The sequence below is a fragment of the Pseudomonas sp. MEJ108 genome, from assembly GCF_030208985.1.
Classification (GTDB): Bacteria; Pseudomonadota; Gammaproteobacteria; order Pseudomonadales; family Pseudomonadaceae; genus Aquipseudomonas; species Aquipseudomonas fragariae.
Map to the genome: position 1 here is coordinate 19,530 of NZ_JARVSW010000074.1, position 18,964 is coordinate 38,493.

Here is an 18,964-nt window from a genome sequence, read left to right on the forward strand (position 1 = left end):
CACCCCTATGATGAAGACAAGTTGTACAGCACGAACTATCTGTACAAGTCTTCTGTAGAGGTGACTGATGGCGGCGTCCGCAATCGAAAAACCCAAACTCGGCATCAGTGCCTGCCTGATGGGTGCCGAGGTTCGCTTCAATGGCGGACACAAGGAATCTCATCTGTGTACGCAGGCGTTGAGCAAGTACTTCGATTTCGTCCAGGCGTGTCCTGAAGTTGCTATCGGCATGGGCATCCCACGCGAGCCGATCAGGCTGGTGGGCGACGCAGAAAATCCCAAGGCGCTTGGTACGGTCAATCGTGACCTGGACGTTACCCAGGCCTTGGCGGATTACGGCATACAGATGGCCGCTGAGCTGGGCGATATCTGCGGCTACATCTTCATGCAGAAATCCCCTTCATGCGGCCTGGAGCGGGTCAAGGTCTACCGCGAAAACGGCGCCCCGGTCGATGGCGGCGGTCGCGGGATCTATGCGCAGGCCTTTTGCGAACGTCACCCCGATCTGCCCGTCGAGGAAGACGGCCGGCTCAACGATGCCGTGCTGCGCGAAAACTTCGTCACCCGCGTGTTTGCCTACGCGGCCTGGCAACAGTTGCTGAAAGAAGGCGTCACCCGGCGCGCCCTGACCGAATTCCACTCGCGCTACAAATACCAGCTGATGGCCAACGACCCGGTGCAATACAAGGCGTTGGGCAAGATGCTCGGCAGCATGGGCCGCACCGACCCGAACGAAATCGCGCCGCTGTACTTCAGCCAATTGATGGCAGCCTTGAAAAAGTGCGCCACGCGCAGCACTCACACCAACGTCCTGCAGCACCTGTGTGGTTATTTGAAACAAACCATTACCAGTGAAGACAAGCAGGAAATCCAGCAGGTCATCGCCCAGTATCACCAGGGCATCGTGCCCCTGATCGTGCCGCTGACGCTGCTCAAGCATCATTTTCGCCAACATCCGGACCCGTATGTGGCGCTGCAGGTGTACATGCAGCCCCACCCGGAAAACCTCAGCCTGCGCAATGCGATTTGACTCATGAATGAAACAGACACAGAGGTGCCGGGCGACTGGTTGCCGATCCGCGAGGTTGCACGGCAGACAGGCGTCAACGCCGTCACCCTGCGAGCCTGGGAGCGTCGTTACGGGCTGATCGTCCCGCACCGCACCGCCAAAGGTCATCGGCTGTATTCGGACGCGCATGTGCAGCGCGTCATGAAGATTCTGACCTGGCTTAACCGCGGTGTGTCCGTCAGTCAGGTCAAGGGGCTGATCGATGACAATCGCAAGGACGCCCTGCCGCCGACCAACGACTGGGACGCATTGCGTCAGACCTTGCTGGTCGCGATCGGCGAGCTGGCCGAACGCCGGGTCGATGACGTGTTCAATCAGGCGATGTCGCTGTACCCGCCGCGCACGCTGTGTGAGCAGTTGCTGCTGCCGCTGCTGGCCGAGCTGGAACAGCGCTGGCAAGGCAAGTTCGGCGCACAACTGGAGCGCACGTTTTTCTACTCCTGGCTGCGCAGCAAGTTTGGCGCACGCATCTACCACAACAACCGTCAGCTCAATGGCAGCCCGTTGCTGCTGGTCAATCAGTCCGATCTGCCGCTGGAACCGCACCTGTGGCTGGCGGCCTGGCTGGTGAGCAGCGCCGATTGCCCGGTCGAGGTGTTCGACTGGCCGTTGCCGGTCGGCGAGCTGGCGCTGGCAGCCGAATACCTGAAGCCACGCGGCATATTGCTGTATTCCAGCAAGTCGCTGAACGTGCCCCATCTGCCCCGATTGCTGGCCAATATCACCTGCCCTGTCGTGCTGGGCGGACCAACGGTGCAGATCCATAATGCCGAGTTGCTCGTACAGGCCAAGGAGATATCTGGACTGACCCTTGCCCACGACGTACTCAGCGCTCAGATCGAGCTGGGCAAGCTCGGACTTATCTAAGGACTTCTCATGCAACTGATCTGGCTGCGCAGCGACCTGCGCGCTCAAGACAACACTGCCCTGACCGCCGCCATGGAGCGCGGTCCGACGCTGGCGGTCTACCTGCTCAGTCCTGCGCAGTGGCGCAGCCATGACGATGCCGACTGCAAGGTAGACTTCTGGCTGCGCAATCTGGTCGAGCTCGAGAAGGCGCTGGGCGAGTTGAACGTTCCTTTGCTGATCCGCGAGGCGGACACCTGGGATCAGGCGCCTGAAGTGCTGGCAACACTGTGCACACAGTTCAAGGTCGAGGGCCTGCACCTCAATCAGGAATACGGCATCAACGAAACCCGCCGCGACCAGGCGGTGCAGAAGGCAATGGAAAAAGCCGGTGTGCACTTCAACAGCTACCTCGATCAGCTGTTATTCAAGCCTGGCAGCATCCTGACCAAGACCGGCAACTATTTTCAGGTATTCACCCAGTTCAAGAAGGTCTGCTACACCCGACTGCACGAGGCCATGCCGCACCCGGTGCGCACCCCGCAAGCGCAGGCGGCACAGTCGATGAAAAGCGATGCGGTTCCCGAGCAGGTCAAGGGCTTTGCCACGCCCTCGAAAGCCTTGCGTGACCTGTGGCCGGCCGGTGAGGCCGAAGCCAGACGGCGCATGGACGCCTTCGCCGACGAGCAGATCAGCTACTACAAGACCGAACGCGACTTTCCGGCCAAGCCCGGCACCAGCCAGTTGTCGGCCTATCTGGCGGCCGGGGTGATTTCGCCGCGCCAGTGCCTGCACGCGGCACTGGCCAGTAATCAGGGCGAGTTCGAGACTGGCGACGTGGGCACCGTGACCTGGATCAACGAGCTATTATGGCGAGAGTTCTATAAACACACGCTGGTCGGCTACCCACGCGTCTCGCGTCATCGCGCCTTTCGCCCGGAAACCGAGGCGTTGAAGTGGCGCGATGCACCTGAAGAACTGCGCGCCTGGCAAGAAGCGCGTACCGGGCTGCCAATCATTGACGCAGCGATGCGCCAGTTGCTGGAAACCGGATGGATGCACAATCGGCTAAGGATGGTCGTTGCGATGTTTCTCACCAAAAATCTTCTGATCGACTGGCGTGAGGGCGAGCGCTTTTTCATGCGCCACCTGATCGACGGTGATCTGGCATCCAACAACGGCGGCTGGCAGTGGAGCTCGTCCACTGGTACCGACTCGGCGCCCTACTTCCGTATTTTCAATCCGCTGTCGCAGTCGGAACGCTTCGACCCCGAGGGCGTGTTCATCAAGCGCTGGCTGCCGGAACTGGCGGATATGAATAAAAAGCAGATTCACGACCCGTCGTTAATCGGTGACCTGTTTGGCGCTGCCGACTACCCGAAACCCATCGTCGACCTGAGCAAGAGCCGCGCCCGCGCCCTGGCAGCGTTCAAGGCGCTCCCGGCTCGACAGCCGGCCGCAGGAGTCGAACATGGCTGATTTCCTGCATCGCTTCGCCGAGGGTTTTGCCGCGCTGAACAAGGACAACCTTGATCAGGTTGCCGAGCTGTACAGCGAAGACGTGTCGTTCAGCGACCCGATGCACGATATCCACGGCCTTGCCGCCATGCGCCGCTATTTCGGCGAGCTGTACGCCAACGTCCAGGACCTGCATTTCGACTTCCACGCCTTCGACGAGGTGCGCCCCGGCGAGGGCTATCTGGTCTGGACCATGAGTTATTCGCACCCGCGTCTGGCCGCCGGCCGGACAATTCAGGTAGAAGGCTGTTCGCACCTGAAGTGGCGCGACAAGGTTTATCGACACCGGGACTACTTCGATGCCGGTGCATTGCTCTACGAACATCTGCCCATCATGGGTCGAGTCATCCATTGGTTGAAGAAGAGGTTGGGATGAGCACTCCTGTTGCACGACGCATCTGGTTGACCGGAGCAAGCAGCGGCATTGGCCTGGCACTGGCCAAAGAACTGCTCAACGCCGGTCACCGGCTCGCGCTGACCGCCCGCACGCTTGAGCCATTGCAGAACCTTGCGAACGTTTATCCCACGCAGGTGCTGCTGGTGACCGGTGACATCACCGACCCCGAGCAAGTCAAGGCGATTGCCGACGACATCGCCCGGCAATGGGGAGCCCTGGACACGGCCATCTTCAACGCGGGCACCTGCGAATACATCGACGCCCGACAGTTTGAAGCGGCCATGGTCGAACGCGTGGTACGCACCAACCTGCTGGCCAGCAGTTACTGCATCGAGCACGCGTTGCCGCTGCTGCGCAAAGGTCATCAGCCGCACCTGGTCGGCGTGGCCAGTGCGGTGACCTACCTGGCCCTGCCCCGCGCCGAAGCCTACGGCGCGTCGAAAGCCGGCCTGCGTTATCTGCTCGAAGCGCTGCGGCTGGACCTGGCCAGCGAAAACATCGACGTGACAGTGGTCAGCCCCGGGTTCGTCGACACACCGCTGACGCAGAAAAATGATTTCCCCATGCCCATGCGCTGGCCTGTCGAGAAGGCAGCCAAACATATCGCCAGCAAGCTGGGGCGCAACAAACGTCCACTGGATATCGCCTTTCCGGCGCTGTTCATCTTCAGCATGAGCTTGCTGGCCCTGCTCCCGGCACGCGCCCGACTGGCCCTCGGCAAACGCATGGCGCGCAGCGAATCGTCGAATAAGGACGCGCAATGAAGATCGCAGTCATTGGCAGCGGGATTTCTGGCCTGACCAGTGCCTACCTGCTCAACCGCGCGCATGAGGTGACCGTGTTCGAGTCTTCGGACTGGATCGGCGGGCATACTCACACGGTGGATGTGCAGGTCGAAGGCCGCGCCTACGCGATCGACACCGGTTTCATTGTCTTCAACGACTGGACCTACCCCAATTTCATTCGCCTGCTAGGCCAGCTGGGTGTCGGCTTCCAGCCTGCGGAAATGAGTTTTTCGGTACATGATCCGCGTACTGGCGTGGAATATAACGGCAACAACCTCAACAGCCTGTTCGCCCAGCGCAGCAACCTGCTGTCGCCGCGGTTCTGGGGCATGCTGCGCGATATCCTGCGCTTCAATCGTCAATCGGTCGATGATCTGGAAAACCAGCGCATCGCGGCAGACACCACGCTGGGCGAGTACCTGAAGAACGGCGGTTATGGCCAGCGCTTCATCGATCATTACATCGTGCCCATGGGCGCGGCGATCTGGTCGATGTCGCTGGCCGACATGCTCGGCTTCCCGCTGCAGTTCTTCGTGCGCTTTTTCAAGAATCACGGCCTGCTCTCGGTCACTCATCGGCCGCAATGGTGCGTGATCGAAGGCGGTTCCAGAAGTTATGTGGAACCGCTGACAGCCTCGTTCCGCGAGCGCATTCGTCTGTCCTGCCCGGTCACACGTGTCGAGCGTGACAGCGAAGGTGTGACGCTGCACAGCGCCATGGGCAGCGAACGTTTCGACAAGGTGGTGTTTGCCTGTCACAGCGATCAGGCCCTGGCCCTGCTGGCACAGCCATCGAGTGCCGAGCAGTCGATTCTCGGCGCGCTGCGCTATGCCGAAAACGATGTGGTGCTGCACACCGACACGCGACTGCTGCCCAAGCGCAAACTGGCCTGGGCGAGCTGGAACTATCGCCTGGGCGGCGGCGAACAGCAGTCGGCCGCCGTCACCTATGACATGAACATTCTGCAAGGGATCGAGAGCGACACGACGTTCTGCGTCAGCCTCAACCAGACTGCGGCCATCGACCCGGCCAAAATCCTTGGCCGCTACCGCTATGCCCATCCGCAATACAGCCTCGATGCGATCACTGCACAGGCGCGCTGGGAGGAAATCAACGGTGTCGACCACACCTGGTACTGCGGCGCCTACTGGGCCAATGGCTTTCACGAAGACGGCGTGGTCAGCGGCCTGCGTGTCGCCCAGGCCTTTGGTGAAACGCTGTGAACAGCGCCCTCTACAGTGGCTGGATCAGCCACCGGCGGTTTGCACCGCGCGCCCATGAGTTCACCTATCGGATAGGCCTGCTCTATCTGGATCTGGATGAACAGGACAGCGTACTGGGGCTCTCCCCACTGGCAGGCCGGGGGCGTTTTGCGCCGTTCTCGTTTCGTGAGCGAGACTATCTGCCAGAGCTGACCGGGCAAGGACTGACGCTCATCGAGGCGGTCCGCGAGCGGGTCGGCAAAGCGTTGGGGCGCATCCCGTCTGGCCGCGTCTGCCTGCTGACGCAGGCGCGCAGTTGGGGGCTGTCGTTCAACCCGGTGAGTTTTTTCTACTGCCACGAAGCTGACGGCACACTGGCCGGCATTCTGTGTGAAGTGACCAATACCCCGTGGGGCGAGCGCTACAGCTATGTGCTGCCCGCCACCGGCGAAGGCCATCAGCATTTCGCCGTGGCCAAGGCCTTTCATGTTTCACCGTTTCTGCCACGTGATCTCGAGTACCGCATGAGCTTCAGCCAGCCCGCCGAACGGATCGGTGTACACATGGCTGACTGGCAAGGCGAACTGAAGATGTTTGACGCCACGCTCAATCTGACCCGCCAGAGTCTCAACCGCAAGACGCTGCATCGCTATCTGATCGCTTATCCATGGATGACCGCGAAAACCTGTCTGGCCATTTATTGGCAGGCCATGCGCCTGTTGGTCAAACGCATACCCATCTTTTCCCATCAGGCCGCTGACGGCGAGTACCGTGCTGCCGCCGCGCAATCCAAGGACTCACTCCATGAAAAGCAGTAGCAGTAGTTTTTCTGCCAATCTGGGCACTAATGGTTTGACTGCCAACCTCCTGCGCCGAGGCGTGCTGCGGCAACTCGCCGGACTGCGCAACGGCCAGTTGGTGATTGTCGAACGGGGTGAGCGCCATGTGTTCGGCAAGAACGGCGCGCTGATTCAGGCTGAAATCCACCTTCTCGATTCGGCAGCCTGGGGCATGGTCGCCAGTAACGGTTCCATCGGTGCGGGCGAGGCCTTCATTCATGGCTACTGGACGACACCAGACCTGACGGCGGTGATCAGGGTGTTTGTCAGCAATCTGGATGTGCTGGATGCAATGGAGGGCGGAATGGCGCGCCTGACCCGCCCGCTGATTCACGCGTTGCACTGGCTCAACCGCAATACACGCGAAGGCTCGCAGAAAAATATCGCGGCCCACTACGACCTGGGCAACACGCTGTTCGAGCAGTTTCTCGACCCGACCATGATGTATTCAGCCGCACAGTTCCTCAGCGAAGACGACACGCTGGAACAGGCGCAGTTGAACAAGCTCGAGCGCATCTGTCAGAAACTCGCCCTGAAGCCCACCGATCACTTGCTGGAAATCGGCACCGGCTGGGGCAGCATGGCTATTTACGCGGCGCAGCACTACGGCTGCCAGGTGACCACTACGACCCTGTCCAAGGAGCAGTTCGCCTACACCGAGCGACGACTGATCGAACTGGGCCTGCAGGATCGCGTGACGTTGCTGCTGACCGACTACCGGGACCTGACCGGTGAGTACGACAAGCTGGTGTCCATCGAGATGATCGAAGCGGTCGGCCATCGCTTTCTGCCCACCTACTTCAAGCAATGCGCGAACCTGCTGAAAAGCAACGGCATGATGCTGCTGCAGGCGATCACCATCCGCGAACAGCGTTACGCACAGGCCAAGCGCACTGTGGACTTCATCCAGCGTTACATTTTCCCCGGTGGCGCCCTGCCCTCGGTGGCGAAGATGCTCGACATCGTCGGCAGCGATACCGACATGAACCTGCTGCACATGGAAGATTTCGGCTTGCACTACGCGCGCACCCTGCGCCTGTGGCACGACAACTTCAAAAACGCCCACGGCAAACTCGCCGAGCTGGGTTACGACGAGCATTTCCTGCGCCTGTGGGAGTTTTACCTGTGCTACTGCGAAGGCGGCTTCCTGGAGCGGACCATCGGCACCGCGCAACTGCTGCTCGCCAAGCCCGAAGCGCTGCGCGAACCGCTGCTTGGGCGCTTCAATGCTTAAATCCATTGCCAACGCGCTGTTGTTTCAGATCGGCTGGTTCGCCTGCGTACTGGGCGGCAACAGCTTCTGGCTGCTGATCGCCGTGGGCGTGCTGGCGGTGCATTTTCTGTGGATCAGCTCATGGGCAGCGGAAGGCCGGCTGATTCTGACGGTGACCTTGATCGGTATCGTGCTGGACAGTACCTTGATGACACTCGGCGTTTTTGATTTCGGCACGGGCGGCTACCTCTTGCCGTTGTGGCTGGCGCTGTTGTGGGCGGTGCTGGGCACCACGCTCAATCATTGCCTGGCCTGGACGGCGAAGCCGCTATGGCGTGCAGTCGTGCTGGGCGCTATTGGCGGCCCGATGTCGTACTATGCCGGCTCGCAACTGGCCCAGGTCCACCTTCCCCTCGGAGTGTGGCCAGGCATGCTGGTGCTGGGGCTGGTCTGGGCGGGTATATTTCCCCTGCTGCAATGGCTGGCAGCCCGCGCCGCCAGACACTCGGGAGAAACGCTCTGAACGCTACACTCATTCCGCTCGCCGAGGTCCACGGCGAACCGGCAGTCACTTGTTCGACCTGCGCAGCCTGCTGCTGCCAACTGGAAGTGATGCTGATCACCGACACGGGCGTGCCTGAGCGTTACATCGATACCGATGAGTGGGGTGGCGAGGTCATGTTGCGCCTGGATGACGGCTGGTGCGCTGCGCTGGATCGCAACACGATGATGTGCACGATCTACGAGAAACGCCCGTTGATCTGTCGTGAATTCGAAGCGGGTGCGGAAGACTGCCTGAACGAACGCAAAGGGATTGCGACGGCTTATCTTTGATTCATCACTATCGTCCCCACGCGCTGTGCTAAGCGTTATACACAAATCTGTTCTTGATTCTGGCCGAAGGCCGTAGGAGCGGACCGGGCGACGCTTCGCTTGTTCGCGAAGGCGTCAGTTCAGACGAAGTATTTTCGGTGAATATACCGGCCCTTTCGCGAACAAGTTCGCTCCTACGCCCTGCGGGCAGAAGCCTGAAAGCGCCGTCACCCGGGCTCTTCTGCGGGGGGGGGATGGTCCGGAGCGGAGCGTCACGAAATGCATGCCAACGCGGGGCGCTGGCATGAGAGGCAGCTGTTTTATCAGAACGGCATCTTGTAGTGCAGTGCGTAGCTCTCTATACCGTCGTTCGGCTCTTTGATGCCGGCGTTGGAGTAGTGGGTCGCACGGATACCGACTTCATGCCCGCCCGCGAAGCGCAGACCGAAACCGATACGGTCTTCGAAGTTGAAGGCAGAACCGAACTTGCGGTCTTCGACCTGGGTGTTGGAGAACACCGAGACGCCGATACCGGCTTCTACGTATGGCTTGACGTTGCCGTTGCCGAACTCGTAGACCAGAACCGGGGAGAACGACAGGCTGTGGTTATCCTTGTAGTCCTTGCCATCCCAGTAGGTGTAAGCGCCATCCCAGTAGCCGGTCAGACGACCGATGTCGCTTTGCAGCCAGGTTTTATCCCAATCAAACTGCACGCCCAGACGATAAGTCATGGTCGACTCGCCGGTCTGACCGACCGAAAACTCAACACCATCAGCCTGCGCGATTGAAGCTTGCCCTGCCAAAGCGGCCGCAATCACGGCCAGGCAAAAGAGTCTCTTCATGAGAAACGTCCTAAATATATTAAATTGTACGAAAAGTGTTGGAATTCATCAGCCGCTTTTATAGAAGCCGCGGAGGCGACGTAAGTTCACCCCAAAAGCGCTTTTTTTCACGTTTTTTTTACAAACGGAAGCTTCTCACATTGCCGACGTTTTGCGACAAAAAAGGTAGGATTTTTCTGAAATTGTCCGGTATGTCACTAGACCAATACACAGTGTCTCGGGCGACACCACTGGCAAGCAGGCCGGACCGCGCCAAAAGACGCTGCAGCTGCCGCGCCACTGCGGCTCCGGTATCGATCAGGGTGACCGATTCGGGGAGCATTTCGCGCAGCAATGGCTTGAGAAACGGGTAATGAGTACAGCCCAGAATGATCGTGTCACAGCGCGCTGCCAGCAATGGCTCGACATAGTGCTGCAGCAGCTGACGGATTTGCGGACTGACCAGGTCGCCGGTTTCGATCAGCTCGACCAGCCCGGGGCACGGCTGGGTCACGACCCGCACATCGTTGGCAAAACGGTCCAGCAAGGCCGCAAAGCGGGCGCTTTGCAGCGTTCCGGTAGTCGCCAGCACACCGACAACGCCGCTGCGGGTCGCCTCGGCAGCCGGTTTGACCGCTGGCTCCATACCGACAATCGGCCAGTCCGGGTAGCGCTGACGTAGGTGCGACACACCTGCGGCAGTAGCCGTGTTGCAGGCGACGACCAGCGCCTTGGCCCCCTGCTCGCGGAAAAACCCGGCAATCGTCAGGCATCGCTCGATGATGAATTCGGGAGTCTTTTCACCGTAGGGAATGTGCCCGCAGTCCGCCAGATACAGCAGCGACTCGCTGGGCAACAGCTGGCGGATTTCATTGAGCACCGACAGACCACCGACCCCGGAATCGAAGATTCCGACCGGTGCATCGCTGCCATGGCTCATATGCACGTCACGCATGCTCGCGCTGCACACTGGCCGGACCACAGACGCTGCACGCCGGGTCACGCTTGACCTTCAGTTCACGGAAACGCGTGCTCAAGGCGTCGATCAATAACAGTCGACCGACCATGGGTTCGCCAAAGCCGGCCAGCAGTTTCAACGCCTCCAGCGCTTGCAGGCTGCCAACCAGACCGACCAGCGGGCCGATGACACCGGCCTCGCTGCAGGTCAGTTCGGCTTCGCTGCCATGCCCGTACAGACAATGGTAACAAGGGCTGTCCGCACGACGCGGGTCGAACACCGACAACTGCCCTTCAAGCCGAATGGCCGCACCACTGACCAACGGCTTGCCGGCAGCGACACAGGCGGCGTTGACCGCTTCGCGAGTGGCGAAATTATCCGAGCAATCGAGCACCAGATCGACAGCCTGTACCGCCGCATCCAGTGAGTCGGTATCCAGCGCTGCACGATGAGCGACAAGGGTGATCTCGGGATTGATCGCATTGAGCCGGGTGATGGCCGAATCTACCTTGGCCTGCCCGATGCTCTGAGTGTCGTGGATGATCTGGCGTTGCAGGTTGGTCAGGTCGACGTGATCGAAATCCGCCAGATGCAGCTCACCAACCCCAGCGGCGGCCAGATACAGGGCCACCGGCGAGCCAAGCCCGCCGACGCCCACGACCAGCGCACGACTTTGTTTGAGTCTTAGCTGGCCATTGATATCAACATGTTGCAGCAGAATCTGGCGACTGTAGCGCAGCAGCTCCTGATCACTCAGCACAGCTTGCATCCGAACGTGATGCGCTCATGCTCGCCCAGATCACGGCGCGTCTGAATACGCTCGAAGCCCTGGCGAATCAGCAGCTCACGCACCGCAGGTCCCTGATCGTAGCCGTGCTCCAGCAGCAGCCAGCCATCCGCATTTAGATGTGCAGGCGCCTGTTCGATGATCGTGCGCAAGTCATCCAGCCCGTCGGAACCGGCCACCAGCGCACTGCTCGGCTCAAAACGCACGTCGCCAGCCGACAGATGCGGATCTGCGTCAGAGATGTACGGCGGGTTGCTGATGATCAGGTCGAACTGTCGACCTTGCAGGCCACCGAACCAGTGGCTTTCAAAGACTTCGGCGTTGTTCAGTTGCAAGCGCTGCCGGTTACGCTCAGCCAAGGCGACGGCCTCTGGCACACGGTCAACCGCGGTGACCTTCCATTGCTGGCGTTCGTTGGCCAGCGCCAGCGCAATTGCGCCGGTGCCGGTGCCGAGGTCCAGCACCTGAGCGGGTGCGAAGGCAGGCACCAGTTCCAGTGCCGCCTCGACCAGCATTTCGGTTTCGGGCCGCGGGATCAACGTGTGCGGGGCGACTTCCAGATCCAGCTTCCAGAAGCCCTGCTGGCCGAGGATGTAAGCGACCGGCTCGCCTTTGCGGCGGCGCTCCATGTAGCCGGCGAATGCCACGGCGGCTTCGGTGCTGACGATGCGCTCGGGCCAGGTGTGCAGGAAACTGCGTGGTTTGCCCAGCGCCGCCGCCAGCAGCAGCTCGGCATCAAGCCGTGCAGTCGGTGAATCGGGAAGCTCGGCGCTTCTGAGTACACTTGCGATGATGGTCATTTACTCACCCAGTGCCGCAAGTTGATCAGCCTGATATTCAGCGAGTAGCGGCTCTATCACTGCATCGACTCCGCCCGCCAGAACTTCATCCAGCGAATACAAAGTCAGGTTCACGCGGTGATCCGTCACTCGCCCCTGAGGGAAGTTATACGTACGTATGCGCTCGGACCGATCGCCCGAGCCGACCAGCAGCTTGCGCTCGCTGGCAATGGCATTGGCCGCCGCGCTGGTCTGCTGATCATTCAGTTTGGCAGATAGCCAGGACATTGCCCGGGCTCTGTTCTTGTGCTGCGAACGCTCTTCCTGGCACTCGACGACAATACCCGACGGCAAGTGGGTAATGCGGATCGCCGAGTCGGTTTTGTTGACGTGCTGTCCACCAGCGCCCGAAGAGCGGTAGGTATCGACCCGCAGGTCGGCAGGGTTGATCTCGATCGCCTGCTGCTCGTCAGGCTCCGGCAATACCGCAACCGTACAGGCTGAGGTATGGATACGGCCCTGGGACTCGGTCTCCGGAACACGCTGCACACGGTGCGCACCGGACTCGAATTTCAGCTTGCCGTAGACGCTGTCACCCTCGACGCGCGCAATGACTTCCTTGTAGCCGCCATGCTCGCCTTCGTTTTCGGAAAGAATCTCGACGCGCCAGCCACGCCGCTCGGCGTAACGCGAATACATGCGGAACAGGTCGCCGGAGAAGATCGCCGCTTCATCACCACCGGTGCCTGCGCGGATTTCCAGAAACACGTTACGACCGTCGTTCGGGTCCTTGGGCAACAGCATGCGCTGCAATTGCGCTTCCAGCTCGACCAGTTGCTGTTTGGTTTCGCGAACTTCCTCGACGGCCATTTCGCGCATGTCCGGATCGCTGTCCTTGAGCAGCGCCTGTGCGCCCTCCAGGTCGCCCTGCACCCTGAGCAACTGCGCGTAGAGCGCAACCACTGGCTCCACTTCAGCGTATTCACGGGAATAGGCGCGAAAGCGTGTCTGGTCGCTGATGACTTCCGCGTCGCCGAGCAGCGCGGTCAGTTCCTCGAAACGGTCGCTGAGCACATCCAGCTTATTGAGCAGTGAAGCTTTCATTGCGGGGGTTTATCCGTCGAGCCCTCACCGAGGGCAAAAAGTTCCTGGGCCATGGCCAGCGCATCGACGCGACCTTCGGCAGACAGCTTCTTGAGCTGCACGCTGGGTGCATGCAGCAATTTGTTGGTCAGACCACGTGCCAGCTGGATCAGTACGTCCTCGGCATTGCTGCCGTTGGCCAGCATACGTTGCGCCTTGCTCAGCTCTTCGTCACGCAGCCGTTCGCTTTGCTGACGATAGGCACGCAGCACGTCGACTGCGGCCAGTTCGCGCAGGCGCGACATGAAGTCCTCGGCACCCACGCTGACCAGTTGCTCGGCGGCCAGCGCCGCGCCCTGACGGCTCTTGAGATTCTCTGCCACCACTTCATGCAGGTCATCAACGCTGTACAGGTAAACATCGTCCAGCTCGCCGACTTCAGGCTCGATATCCCGCGGTACAGCGATATCGACCATGAAAATCGGTTTGTGCTTGCGCAGCTTCAACGCACTTTCCACGGCGCCCTTGCCCAGAATCGGCAACTGGCTGGCGGTGGAGCTGATCACGATATCGCTGTTGACCAGTTCCGCCGGGATGTCCGACAACAGCACCGCGTGCGCACCGAACTCGGCGGCAAGCATGCTGGCGCGTTCCAGCGTGCGGTTGGCGACCACGATACGCTTGACGCCCAGATCATGCAGATGCCGGGCGACCAGAGTAATGGTCTCGCCTGCACCGATCAACAAGGCCTGGCTGCGTTGCAGATCACTGAAAATCTGTTTCGCCAGGCTGACTGCAGCAAAGGCCACAGAGACCGGGTTTTCGCCAATGGCAGTGTCGGTACGTACCTGTTTGGCAGCGCTGAACGTCGCCTGAAACAGACGACCGAGCAACGGCCCGACCGTGCCGGCTTCGCGGGCAACCGCGTAGGCGGACTTCATCTGGCCGAGAATCTGCGGCTCGCCGAGCACCAGCGAATCGAGCCCCGAGGCGACACGCATCATGTGCCGCACGGCAGCGTCATCTTCGTGCACGTAAGCACTGGCACGCAATTCTTCAAGACTGAGGTGATGATAATTGGCCAGCCAGGCAAGAATACTGTCCGCGCCAAGGTGCTCGTGTTCGATGTACAACTCGCTGCGGTTGCAGGTCGAAAGGATCGCAGCCTCGCGGCTTTCCGTCAGTTGGCAGAGCTGCTGCAATGCCTCGACCAGCTGTTCCGGGGTAAATGCCACACGCTCGCGAACGTCGACCGAGGCGGTCTTATGGTTGATACCGAGTGCAAGGAAGGCCATTCAGGGTCGCAGGTGGTGACGTGAAGCCGGTAATTGTCCTACTTCGATAAGCTCAGAACAACCACCACATATTATTGTCCCACTACAATCGCTCGTCGCAGACCGTGCTTTCGGCTCCGCGACACTGCAAACACACGCATTGCATCAGTTTTTCCGACGGCTGTGGGTTTTGCCAACAGCCTTGTGTCATGATGCTCCCACCGCAGGTAAGCCGCCCTTCTTATATATGAATAGATCCTCCGCGTTGTTCCTTGCTCTCGCCTTTCTGGGTGGCTGTCAGTCCATGACTCCCGCCTCGTCACAGCCTGTGCCCGCTCAAAAGGACGCCCCGCCCGCGCCTGAAGCCAAGCCGCAGGTCTATGGCTCGTTCACTCAGGACACCCTGGTCAGCCTGTTGAGTGCGGAGCTGGCTGGCCAGCGCAACCGCTTCGACATCGCCCTGGACAACTATGTGACCCAGGCGATCAAGACTCAGGATCCGGGGGTCTCGGAGCGCGCTTATCAGATCGCCGAGTACATGGGTGCCGATCAATCGGCGCTGGATACCGCGCTGATCTGGGCGAGGAACGCGCCGGGCAATCTTGAAGCGCAACGAGCTGCCGCCATCCAACTGGCGCGCGCCGGGCGTTACGACGATTCCCTTGTGTACATGGAGAGAGTCCTGCAAGGCCAGGGCGACACGCACTTCGATTTTCTGGCCCTGTCGGCGGCCGAAACAGATCCGGATACCCGCAATGGTCTGCTCAAGAGCTTTGACCGACTGCTGGGCAAATACCCGAACAACGGCCAGCTGATTTTCGGCAAGGCGCTGTTGCTGCAGCAGAACGGCGATTCCGAACAATCGCTGAAACTGCTTGAAGACAACCCGCCGAAAGAAGGTGAAATCGCGCCGATCCTGCTGCATGCCCGCCTGCTGCAAAGCATGAATCGAGGCAAGGAAGCGGTGCCCCTGCTGGAAAAAAGCATCAAGAAATACCCCGACGACAAGCGCCTGCGCCTGACCTATGCGCGCATGCTCGTCGAGCAGAACCGCATGGAAGACGCCAAAGTGCAGTTTTCCGCACTCTTGCAGCAGTATCCGGATGACGACGAGCTGCGCTTTTCGCTGGCCCTGGTGTGCCTTGAAGCCAAGGCCTGGGACGAAGCAGCGGGCTATCTGGAAGAGCTGATCGCCCGTGGCGCGCATGTCGATTCGGCGCATTTGAATCTGGGCCGCATCCACGAAGAGCGCGATGACCCGCAAAGCGCGCTCAACGAATACGCTCAGGTCGGTCCCGGCCCGGACTTCCTGGCGGCGCAATTGCGCCAGGCCGATATTCTGGTCAGCAACGGTAACGGTGCCGAAGCCGCCAAACGGCTGTCCGAAGCGCGCGCCGAAGAGCCCGATTATGCAATCCAGCTGTACCTGATCGAAGCCGAAACCCTGACCAGCAATGATCAACTGGACCGTGGCTGGCAGGTGCTGAATCAGGCGCTCAAGCAATACCCGGACGACGCCAACCTGCTGTACACCCGCGCCATGCTGGCTGAAAAACGCAATGATCTGGCGCAGATGGAAAAAGACCTGCGCACCATCATCAAGCGCGAACCGGAAAACGCCATGGCGCTGAATGCGCTGGGCTACACCCTTTCCGATCGCACGACGCGTTATAGCGAGGCACGCGACCTGATCGAAAAAGCCCACAAGATCAGCCCCGACGATCCGGCAGTGCTCGACAGCCTTGGCTGGGTGAACTACCGCCTGGGCAATCTGGACGATGCCGAGCGCTACCTGCGTCAGGCACTCGAACGCTTCCCCGACCACGAAGTGGCCGCCCACCTGGGCGAAGTACTCTGGGCCAAGGGCGAGCAGCGCGAAGCCAAAAAAGTCTGGGCCAAGGCCCTTGAACAACAACCCGACAGCACCGTCCTGCGCAGCACATTGCGACGCTTGACCGGATCAGAGACCCTTTGACGTTATGTTTTTGCGCCACGTAATCGTATTCAGCCTCATCGCCCTGCTCACCGGCTGCGCCGGCCTCACCTCCCGCGAAGCCGTTCAGGGCAAGGGTGACCCCGCGCAATGGCGCGAGCACAAACAGCAACTGAGCAGCCTCGATGGCTGGCAGATCAATGGCAAGGTCGGTATCCGCGCGCCGAAAGACTCCGGCAGCGGTACCCTGTTCTGGCTGCAGCGCCAGGATTACTACGACATCCGCCTGTCCGGCCCGCTCGGTCGTGGTGCAGCGCGGCTGACCGGCAGGCCCGGCGCCGTGGTGCTCGAAGTTGCCAATCAGGGCCGCTACGAAGCCACCTCGCCAGAATCACTGCTGCAGGATCAACTGGGCTGGAAACTGCCCGTGTCGCACCTTGTATGGTGGGTACGCGGTCTACCGGCACCGGACAGCAAAAGCAACGTGACACTCGATGGCGACAGCCGACTGGCCAGCCTTGAACAGGATGGCTGGCAGGTGGAATACCTCAGCTACGTCGAGCAGAACGGCTATTGGCTGCCAGAGCGCGTCAAGCTGCACGGGCAGGATCTGGATGTCACGCTGGTCATCAAGGACTGGCAGCCTCGCAAACTGGGGCAATGACCATGAGCACGCCACAACTGGTTTTGCCTGCCCCGGCAAAACTCAACCTCATGCTGCACATTCTCGGACGTCGTCCTGACGGTTATCACGAACTGCAGACGCTGTTTCAGTTTCTCGATTACGGCGACGAACTGGGTTTTACCGTTCGCGAGGACGGCGAGATTCACCTGCAGACCGACGTTCCCGGTGTCCCGCATGACAGTAACCTGATCGTCAAAGCCGCCCGTGCCCTGCAGAAACAGTCCGGCTGCACACTGGGCATGGACATCTGGCTGGAAAAACGCCTGCCCATGGGTGGCGGTATCGGCGGCGGCAGCTCGGATGCAGCGACCACCCTGCTCGCCCTGAATCATTTATGGCAGCTCGGCTGGGATGAGGATCGTCTGGCGCAACTGGGGCTGACACTGGGCGCCGATGTACCGGTTTTCGTACGTGGACATGCCGCTTTTGCTGAGGGCGTCGGCGAAATTCTCACCCCGGTGGACCCGGAAGAACCCTGGTATTTGGTGCTCGTCCCGCAAGTATCTGTAAGTACAGCAGAAATTTTTTCAGATCCGTTGTTGACACGCGACACGCCGCCCATTAAAGTGCGCCCCGTTCCCAAGGGAAACAGTCGAAATGACTGTAAGGCGGTTGTAGAGAGGCGTTACCCAGAAGTACGTAACGCTTTGAATTTGTTAGGTAAATTTACCGAAGCAAAATTAACCGGAACTGGAAGTTGTGTGTTTGGGGCCTTCCCAAACAAAGCTGAAGCTGATAAAGTCTCGGCCCTTCTTACAGAGACCCTTACGGGGTTCGTAGCGAAAGGAAGCAACATCTCGATGTTGCATCGCAAGCTGCAAATTCTGTAGCAGGAATTGAGTGCCAGGCACTCGATTGATTCAATACAGGGGCGTCGCCAAGCGGTAAGGCAGCAGGTTTTGATCCTGCCATGCGTTGGTTCGAATCCAGCCGCCCCTGCCATTTTCTATACTCATCCAGGTTACCCTCAGCCTCTAGGTACTGCGCGTGTCCAAGATGATGGTCTTTACGGGGAATGCCAACCCCGATCTCGCTCGGCGTGTAGTACGTCAGCTGCATATCCCACTGGGTGATGTTTCTGTTGGAAAATTCTCCGACGGCGAAATCAGCACTGAGATTAATGAAAACGTCCGCGGTAAAGACGTCTTTATCATTCAGCCGACCTGCGCACCCACGAACGACAACCTGATGGAACTCGTCGTGATGGCTGATGCCTTCCGTCGCTCCTCAGCGTCCCGAATCACTGCTGTGATTCCCTACTTTGGTTATGCCCGCCAGGATCGCCGTCCGCGTTCCGCACGTGTTGCCATCAGCGCAAAAGTTGTCGCTGATATGCTGACCGTAGTGGGAATCGACCGTGTGCTCACGGTTGATCTTCATGCTGACCAGATTCAGGGCTTCTTCGACATTCCGGTAGATAACATCTACGGCTCCCCCGTTCTGGTGGATGACATCGAAGATCAGCGCTTCGAAAACCTGATGATCGTTTCCCCGGACATCGGTGGTGTCGTGCGTGCACGTGCTGTCGCCAAATCCCTGGGTGTCGATCTCGGTATCATCGACAAACGCCGTGAGAAAGCCAATCACTCCGAAGTGATGCATATCATTGGTGATGTCGAAGGGCGTACCTGCATTCTGGTCGATGACATGGTCGATACCGCCGGCACGCTGTGCCACGCGGCCAAGGCCCTGAAAGAGCATGGTGCTGCCAAGGTCTTCGCCTACTGCACACACCCTGTGCTGTCGGGTCGGGCGATCGAAAACATTGAAAATTCCGTGCTGGACGAACTGGTGGTGACCAACACCATCCCGTTGTCCGCCGCTGCTCAAGCCTGTGGCCGTATCCGTCAACTGGATATTGCCCCGGTAGTCGCCGAAGCGGTTCGCCGCATCAGCAACGAAGAATCGATCAGCGCGATGTTCCGTTAACTGACATCACGCAGACGAAAAGCGCCCCGCCCT

General features: G+C 59.9%; 20 protein-coding genes and 1 tRNA gene. 15 read left to right on the forward strand and 6 right to left on the reverse strand.

What is annotated here, in order from left to right:
- The first annotated feature begins 67 nt into the window (after positions 1-67).
- From QRN50_RS23980 to QRN50_RS24025, 10 genes are read left to right on the forward strand one after another with little or no spacing between them, the layout of a single operon-like run.
- Complete coding sequence (locus QRN50_RS23980; RefSeq protein ID WP_024640149.1) at positions 68-1,030, forward strand: YbgA family protein; 963 nt, start codon at positions 68-70, stop codon at positions 1,028-1,030.
- A 3-nt stretch (positions 1,031-1,033) separates the two neighbouring features.
- Positions 1,034-1,936: a MerR family transcriptional regulator gene (locus QRN50_RS23985; protein WP_096126451.1), complete on the forward strand. Its 903-nt coding sequence runs from the start codon at positions 1,034-1,036 to the stop codon at positions 1,934-1,936.
- 9 nt (positions 1,937-1,945) lie between these two features.
- Positions 1,946-3,394 carry a deoxyribodipyrimidine photo-lyase gene (gene phrB, locus QRN50_RS23990; protein ID WP_004406945.1) on the forward strand — a complete coding sequence of 483 codons (1,449 nt, stop codon included), beginning with the start codon at positions 1,946-1,948 and terminating at the stop codon, positions 3,392-3,394.
- The gene (locus QRN50_RS23995; protein ID WP_003433711.1) at positions 3,387-3,809 is read left to right on the forward strand and encodes a nuclear transport factor 2 family protein; all 423 of its coding nucleotides are present in this window, start codon (positions 3,387-3,389) and stop codon (positions 3,807-3,809) included. The genes phrB and QRN50_RS23995 overlap by 8 nt, the downstream gene beginning before the upstream one ends.
- A complete protein-coding gene (locus tag QRN50_RS24000) occupies positions 3,806-4,594 on the forward strand; it encodes an SDR family NAD(P)-dependent oxidoreductase (RefSeq protein WP_004406947.1) in 789 nt (262 codons plus the stop codon). Before QRN50_RS23995 ends, QRN50_RS24000 begins: the two co-directional genes overlap by 4 nt.
- Positions 4,591-5,838: an NAD(P)/FAD-dependent oxidoreductase gene (locus tag QRN50_RS24005; protein ID WP_024641570.1), complete on the forward strand. Its 1,248-nt coding sequence runs from the start codon at positions 4,591-4,593 to the stop codon at positions 5,836-5,838. The genes QRN50_RS24000 and QRN50_RS24005 overlap by 4 nt, the downstream gene beginning before the upstream one ends.
- Complete coding sequence (locus tag QRN50_RS24010) at positions 5,835-6,635, forward strand: DUF1365 domain-containing protein (protein ID WP_004406949.1); 801 nt, start codon at positions 5,835-5,837, stop codon at positions 6,633-6,635. The genes QRN50_RS24005 and QRN50_RS24010 overlap by 4 nt, the downstream gene beginning before the upstream one ends.
- Complete coding sequence (locus QRN50_RS24015) at positions 6,622-7,890, forward strand: SAM-dependent methyltransferase (RefSeq protein ID WP_024652616.1); 1,269 nt, start codon at positions 6,622-6,624, stop codon at positions 7,888-7,890. Before QRN50_RS24010 ends, QRN50_RS24015 begins: the two co-directional genes overlap by 14 nt.
- Positions 7,883-8,392 (forward strand): DUF2878 domain-containing protein, encoded by a 510-nt coding sequence (locus QRN50_RS24020; protein ID WP_024641569.1) that lies wholly within the window; start codon positions 7,883-7,885, stop codon positions 8,390-8,392. The genes QRN50_RS24015 and QRN50_RS24020 overlap by 8 nt, the downstream gene beginning before the upstream one ends.
- Positions 8,347-8,703: a YkgJ family cysteine cluster protein gene (locus QRN50_RS24025; protein WP_046722219.1), complete on the forward strand. Its 357-nt coding sequence runs from the start codon at positions 8,347-8,349 to the stop codon at positions 8,701-8,703. The genes QRN50_RS24020 and QRN50_RS24025 overlap by 46 nt, the downstream gene beginning before the upstream one ends.
- A gap of 302 nt (positions 8,704-9,005) precedes the next feature.
- Here the strand turns inward: QRN50_RS24025 and QRN50_RS24030 are convergent, their stop codons facing one another.
- The 6 genes from QRN50_RS24030 to hemA all read right to left on the reverse strand — a co-directional run bounded on the left by QRN50_RS24030 (position 9,006) and on the right by hemA (position 14,405).
- Positions 9,006-9,524, reverse strand: a complete 519-nt coding sequence (locus QRN50_RS24030; RefSeq protein ID WP_002552154.1) for an acyloxyacyl hydrolase — start codon at positions 9,522-9,524, stop codon at positions 9,006-9,008.
- A gap of 118 nt (positions 9,525-9,642) precedes the next feature.
- A complete protein-coding gene (gene murI / locus QRN50_RS24035; RefSeq protein ID WP_054091877.1) occupies positions 9,643-10,458 on the reverse strand; it encodes a glutamate racemase in 816 nt (271 codons plus the stop codon).
- Positions 10,451-11,221, reverse strand: a complete 771-nt coding sequence (locus QRN50_RS24040) for a molybdopterin-synthase adenylyltransferase MoeB (protein WP_162492729.1) — start codon at positions 11,219-11,221, stop codon at positions 10,451-10,453. Before QRN50_RS24040 ends, murI begins: the two co-directional genes overlap by 8 nt.
- On the reverse strand, positions 11,215-12,048 hold the full coding sequence (prmC, locus tag QRN50_RS24045) for a peptide chain release factor N(5)-glutamine methyltransferase (RefSeq protein WP_096126452.1): 834 nt from the start codon (positions 12,046-12,048) through the stop codon (positions 11,215-11,217). Before prmC ends, QRN50_RS24040 begins: the two co-directional genes overlap by 7 nt.
- A complete protein-coding gene (prfA, locus tag QRN50_RS24050) occupies positions 12,049-13,131 on the reverse strand; it encodes a peptide chain release factor 1 (protein ID WP_003404940.1) in 1,083 nt (360 codons plus the stop codon).
- A complete protein-coding gene (hemA, locus tag QRN50_RS24055; protein WP_003404937.1) occupies positions 13,128-14,405 on the reverse strand; it encodes a glutamyl-tRNA reductase in 1,278 nt (425 codons plus the stop codon). The genes prfA and hemA overlap by 4 nt, the downstream gene beginning before the upstream one ends.
- Positions 14,406-14,631: 226 nt before the next feature.
- Here hemA and QRN50_RS24060 point away from each other — a divergent pair, with 226 nt between their 5' ends.
- From QRN50_RS24060 to QRN50_RS24080, 5 genes are all read left to right on the forward strand, one after another.
- Entirely contained in the window at positions 14,632-16,359 is a 1,728-nt protein-coding gene (locus tag QRN50_RS24060) for a tetratricopeptide repeat protein (protein WP_079998079.1), read from the forward strand.
- Between the two features lie 4 nt (positions 16,360-16,363).
- Positions 16,364-16,981, forward strand: coding sequence for a lipoprotein insertase outer membrane protein LolB (gene lolB / locus QRN50_RS24065; protein ID WP_003365627.1), 618 nt, complete (start codon positions 16,364-16,366; stop codon positions 16,979-16,981).
- A 2-nt stretch (positions 16,982-16,983) separates the two neighbouring features.
- On the forward strand, positions 16,984-17,832 hold the full coding sequence (gene ispE / locus QRN50_RS24070; protein WP_096126453.1) for a 4-(cytidine 5'-diphospho)-2-C-methyl-D-erythritol kinase: 849 nt from the start codon (positions 16,984-16,986) through the stop codon (positions 17,830-17,832).
- A 37-nt stretch (positions 17,833-17,869) separates the two neighbouring features.
- Positions 17,870-17,944: transfer RNA gene (locus QRN50_RS24075), tRNA-Gln, on the forward strand.
- 45 nt (positions 17,945-17,989) lie between these two features.
- Positions 17,990-18,931 (forward strand): ribose-phosphate pyrophosphokinase, encoded by a 942-nt coding sequence (locus QRN50_RS24080; RefSeq protein ID WP_003317125.1) that lies wholly within the window; start codon positions 17,990-17,992, stop codon positions 18,929-18,931.
- Positions 18,932-18,964 lie beyond the last annotated feature (33 nt).

Excerpts from the sequence above, each read along its gene's own strand:
- ispE (WP_096126453.1), top strand. The coding sequence starts at position 16,984 with ATGAGCACGCCACAACTGGTTTTGCCTGCCCCGGCAAAACTCAACCTC.
- QRN50_RS23995 (WP_003433711.1), top strand. The coding sequence starts at position 3,387 with ATGGCTGATTTCCTGCATCGCTTCGCCGAGGGTTTTGCCGCGCTGAAC.
- QRN50_RS24025 (WP_046722219.1), top strand. The coding sequence starts at position 8,347 with ATGGCTGGCAGCCCGCGCCGCCAGACACTCGGGAGAAACGCTCTGAAC.
- phrB (WP_004406945.1), top strand. The coding sequence starts at position 1,946 with ATGCAACTGATCTGGCTGCGCAGCGACCTGCGCGCTCAAGACAACACT.
- QRN50_RS24000 (WP_004406947.1), top strand. The coding sequence starts at position 3,806 with ATGAGCACTCCTGTTGCACGACGCATCTGGTTGACCGGAGCAAGCAGC.
- QRN50_RS23985 (WP_096126451.1), top strand. The coding sequence starts at position 1,034 with ATGAATGAAACAGACACAGAGGTGCCGGGCGACTGGTTGCCGATCCGC.
- QRN50_RS24030 (WP_002552154.1), bottom strand. The coding sequence starts at position 9,524 with ATGAAGAGACTCTTTTGCCTGGCCGTGATTGCGGCCGCTTTGGCAGGG.
- prmC (WP_096126452.1), bottom strand. The coding sequence starts at position 12,048 with ATGACCATCATCGCAAGTGTACTCAGAAGCGCCGAGCTTCCCGATTCA.
- murI (WP_054091877.1), bottom strand. The coding sequence starts at position 10,458 with ATGCGTGACGTGCATATGAGCCATGGCAGCGATGCACCGGTCGGAATC.
- prfA (WP_003404940.1), bottom strand. The coding sequence starts at position 13,131 with ATGAAAGCTTCACTGCTCAATAAGCTGGATGTGCTCAGCGACCGTTTC.
- QRN50_RS24015 (WP_024652616.1), top strand. The coding sequence starts at position 6,622 with ATGAAAAGCAGTAGCAGTAGTTTTTCTGCCAATCTGGGCACTAATGGT.
- lolB (WP_003365627.1), top strand. The coding sequence starts at position 16,364 with ATGTTTTTGCGCCACGTAATCGTATTCAGCCTCATCGCCCTGCTCACC.
- QRN50_RS24020 (WP_024641569.1), top strand. The coding sequence starts at position 7,883 with ATGCTTAAATCCATTGCCAACGCGCTGTTGTTTCAGATCGGCTGGTTC.
- QRN50_RS24060 (WP_079998079.1), top strand. The coding sequence starts at position 14,632 with ATGAATAGATCCTCCGCGTTGTTCCTTGCTCTCGCCTTTCTGGGTGGC.
- QRN50_RS23980 (WP_024640149.1), top strand. The coding sequence starts at position 68 with ATGGCGGCGTCCGCAATCGAAAAACCCAAACTCGGCATCAGTGCCTGC.
- QRN50_RS24005 (WP_024641570.1), top strand. The coding sequence starts at position 4,591 with ATGAAGATCGCAGTCATTGGCAGCGGGATTTCTGGCCTGACCAGTGCC.
- hemA (WP_003404937.1), bottom strand. The coding sequence starts at position 14,405 with ATGGCCTTCCTTGCACTCGGTATCAACCATAAGACCGCCTCGGTCGAC.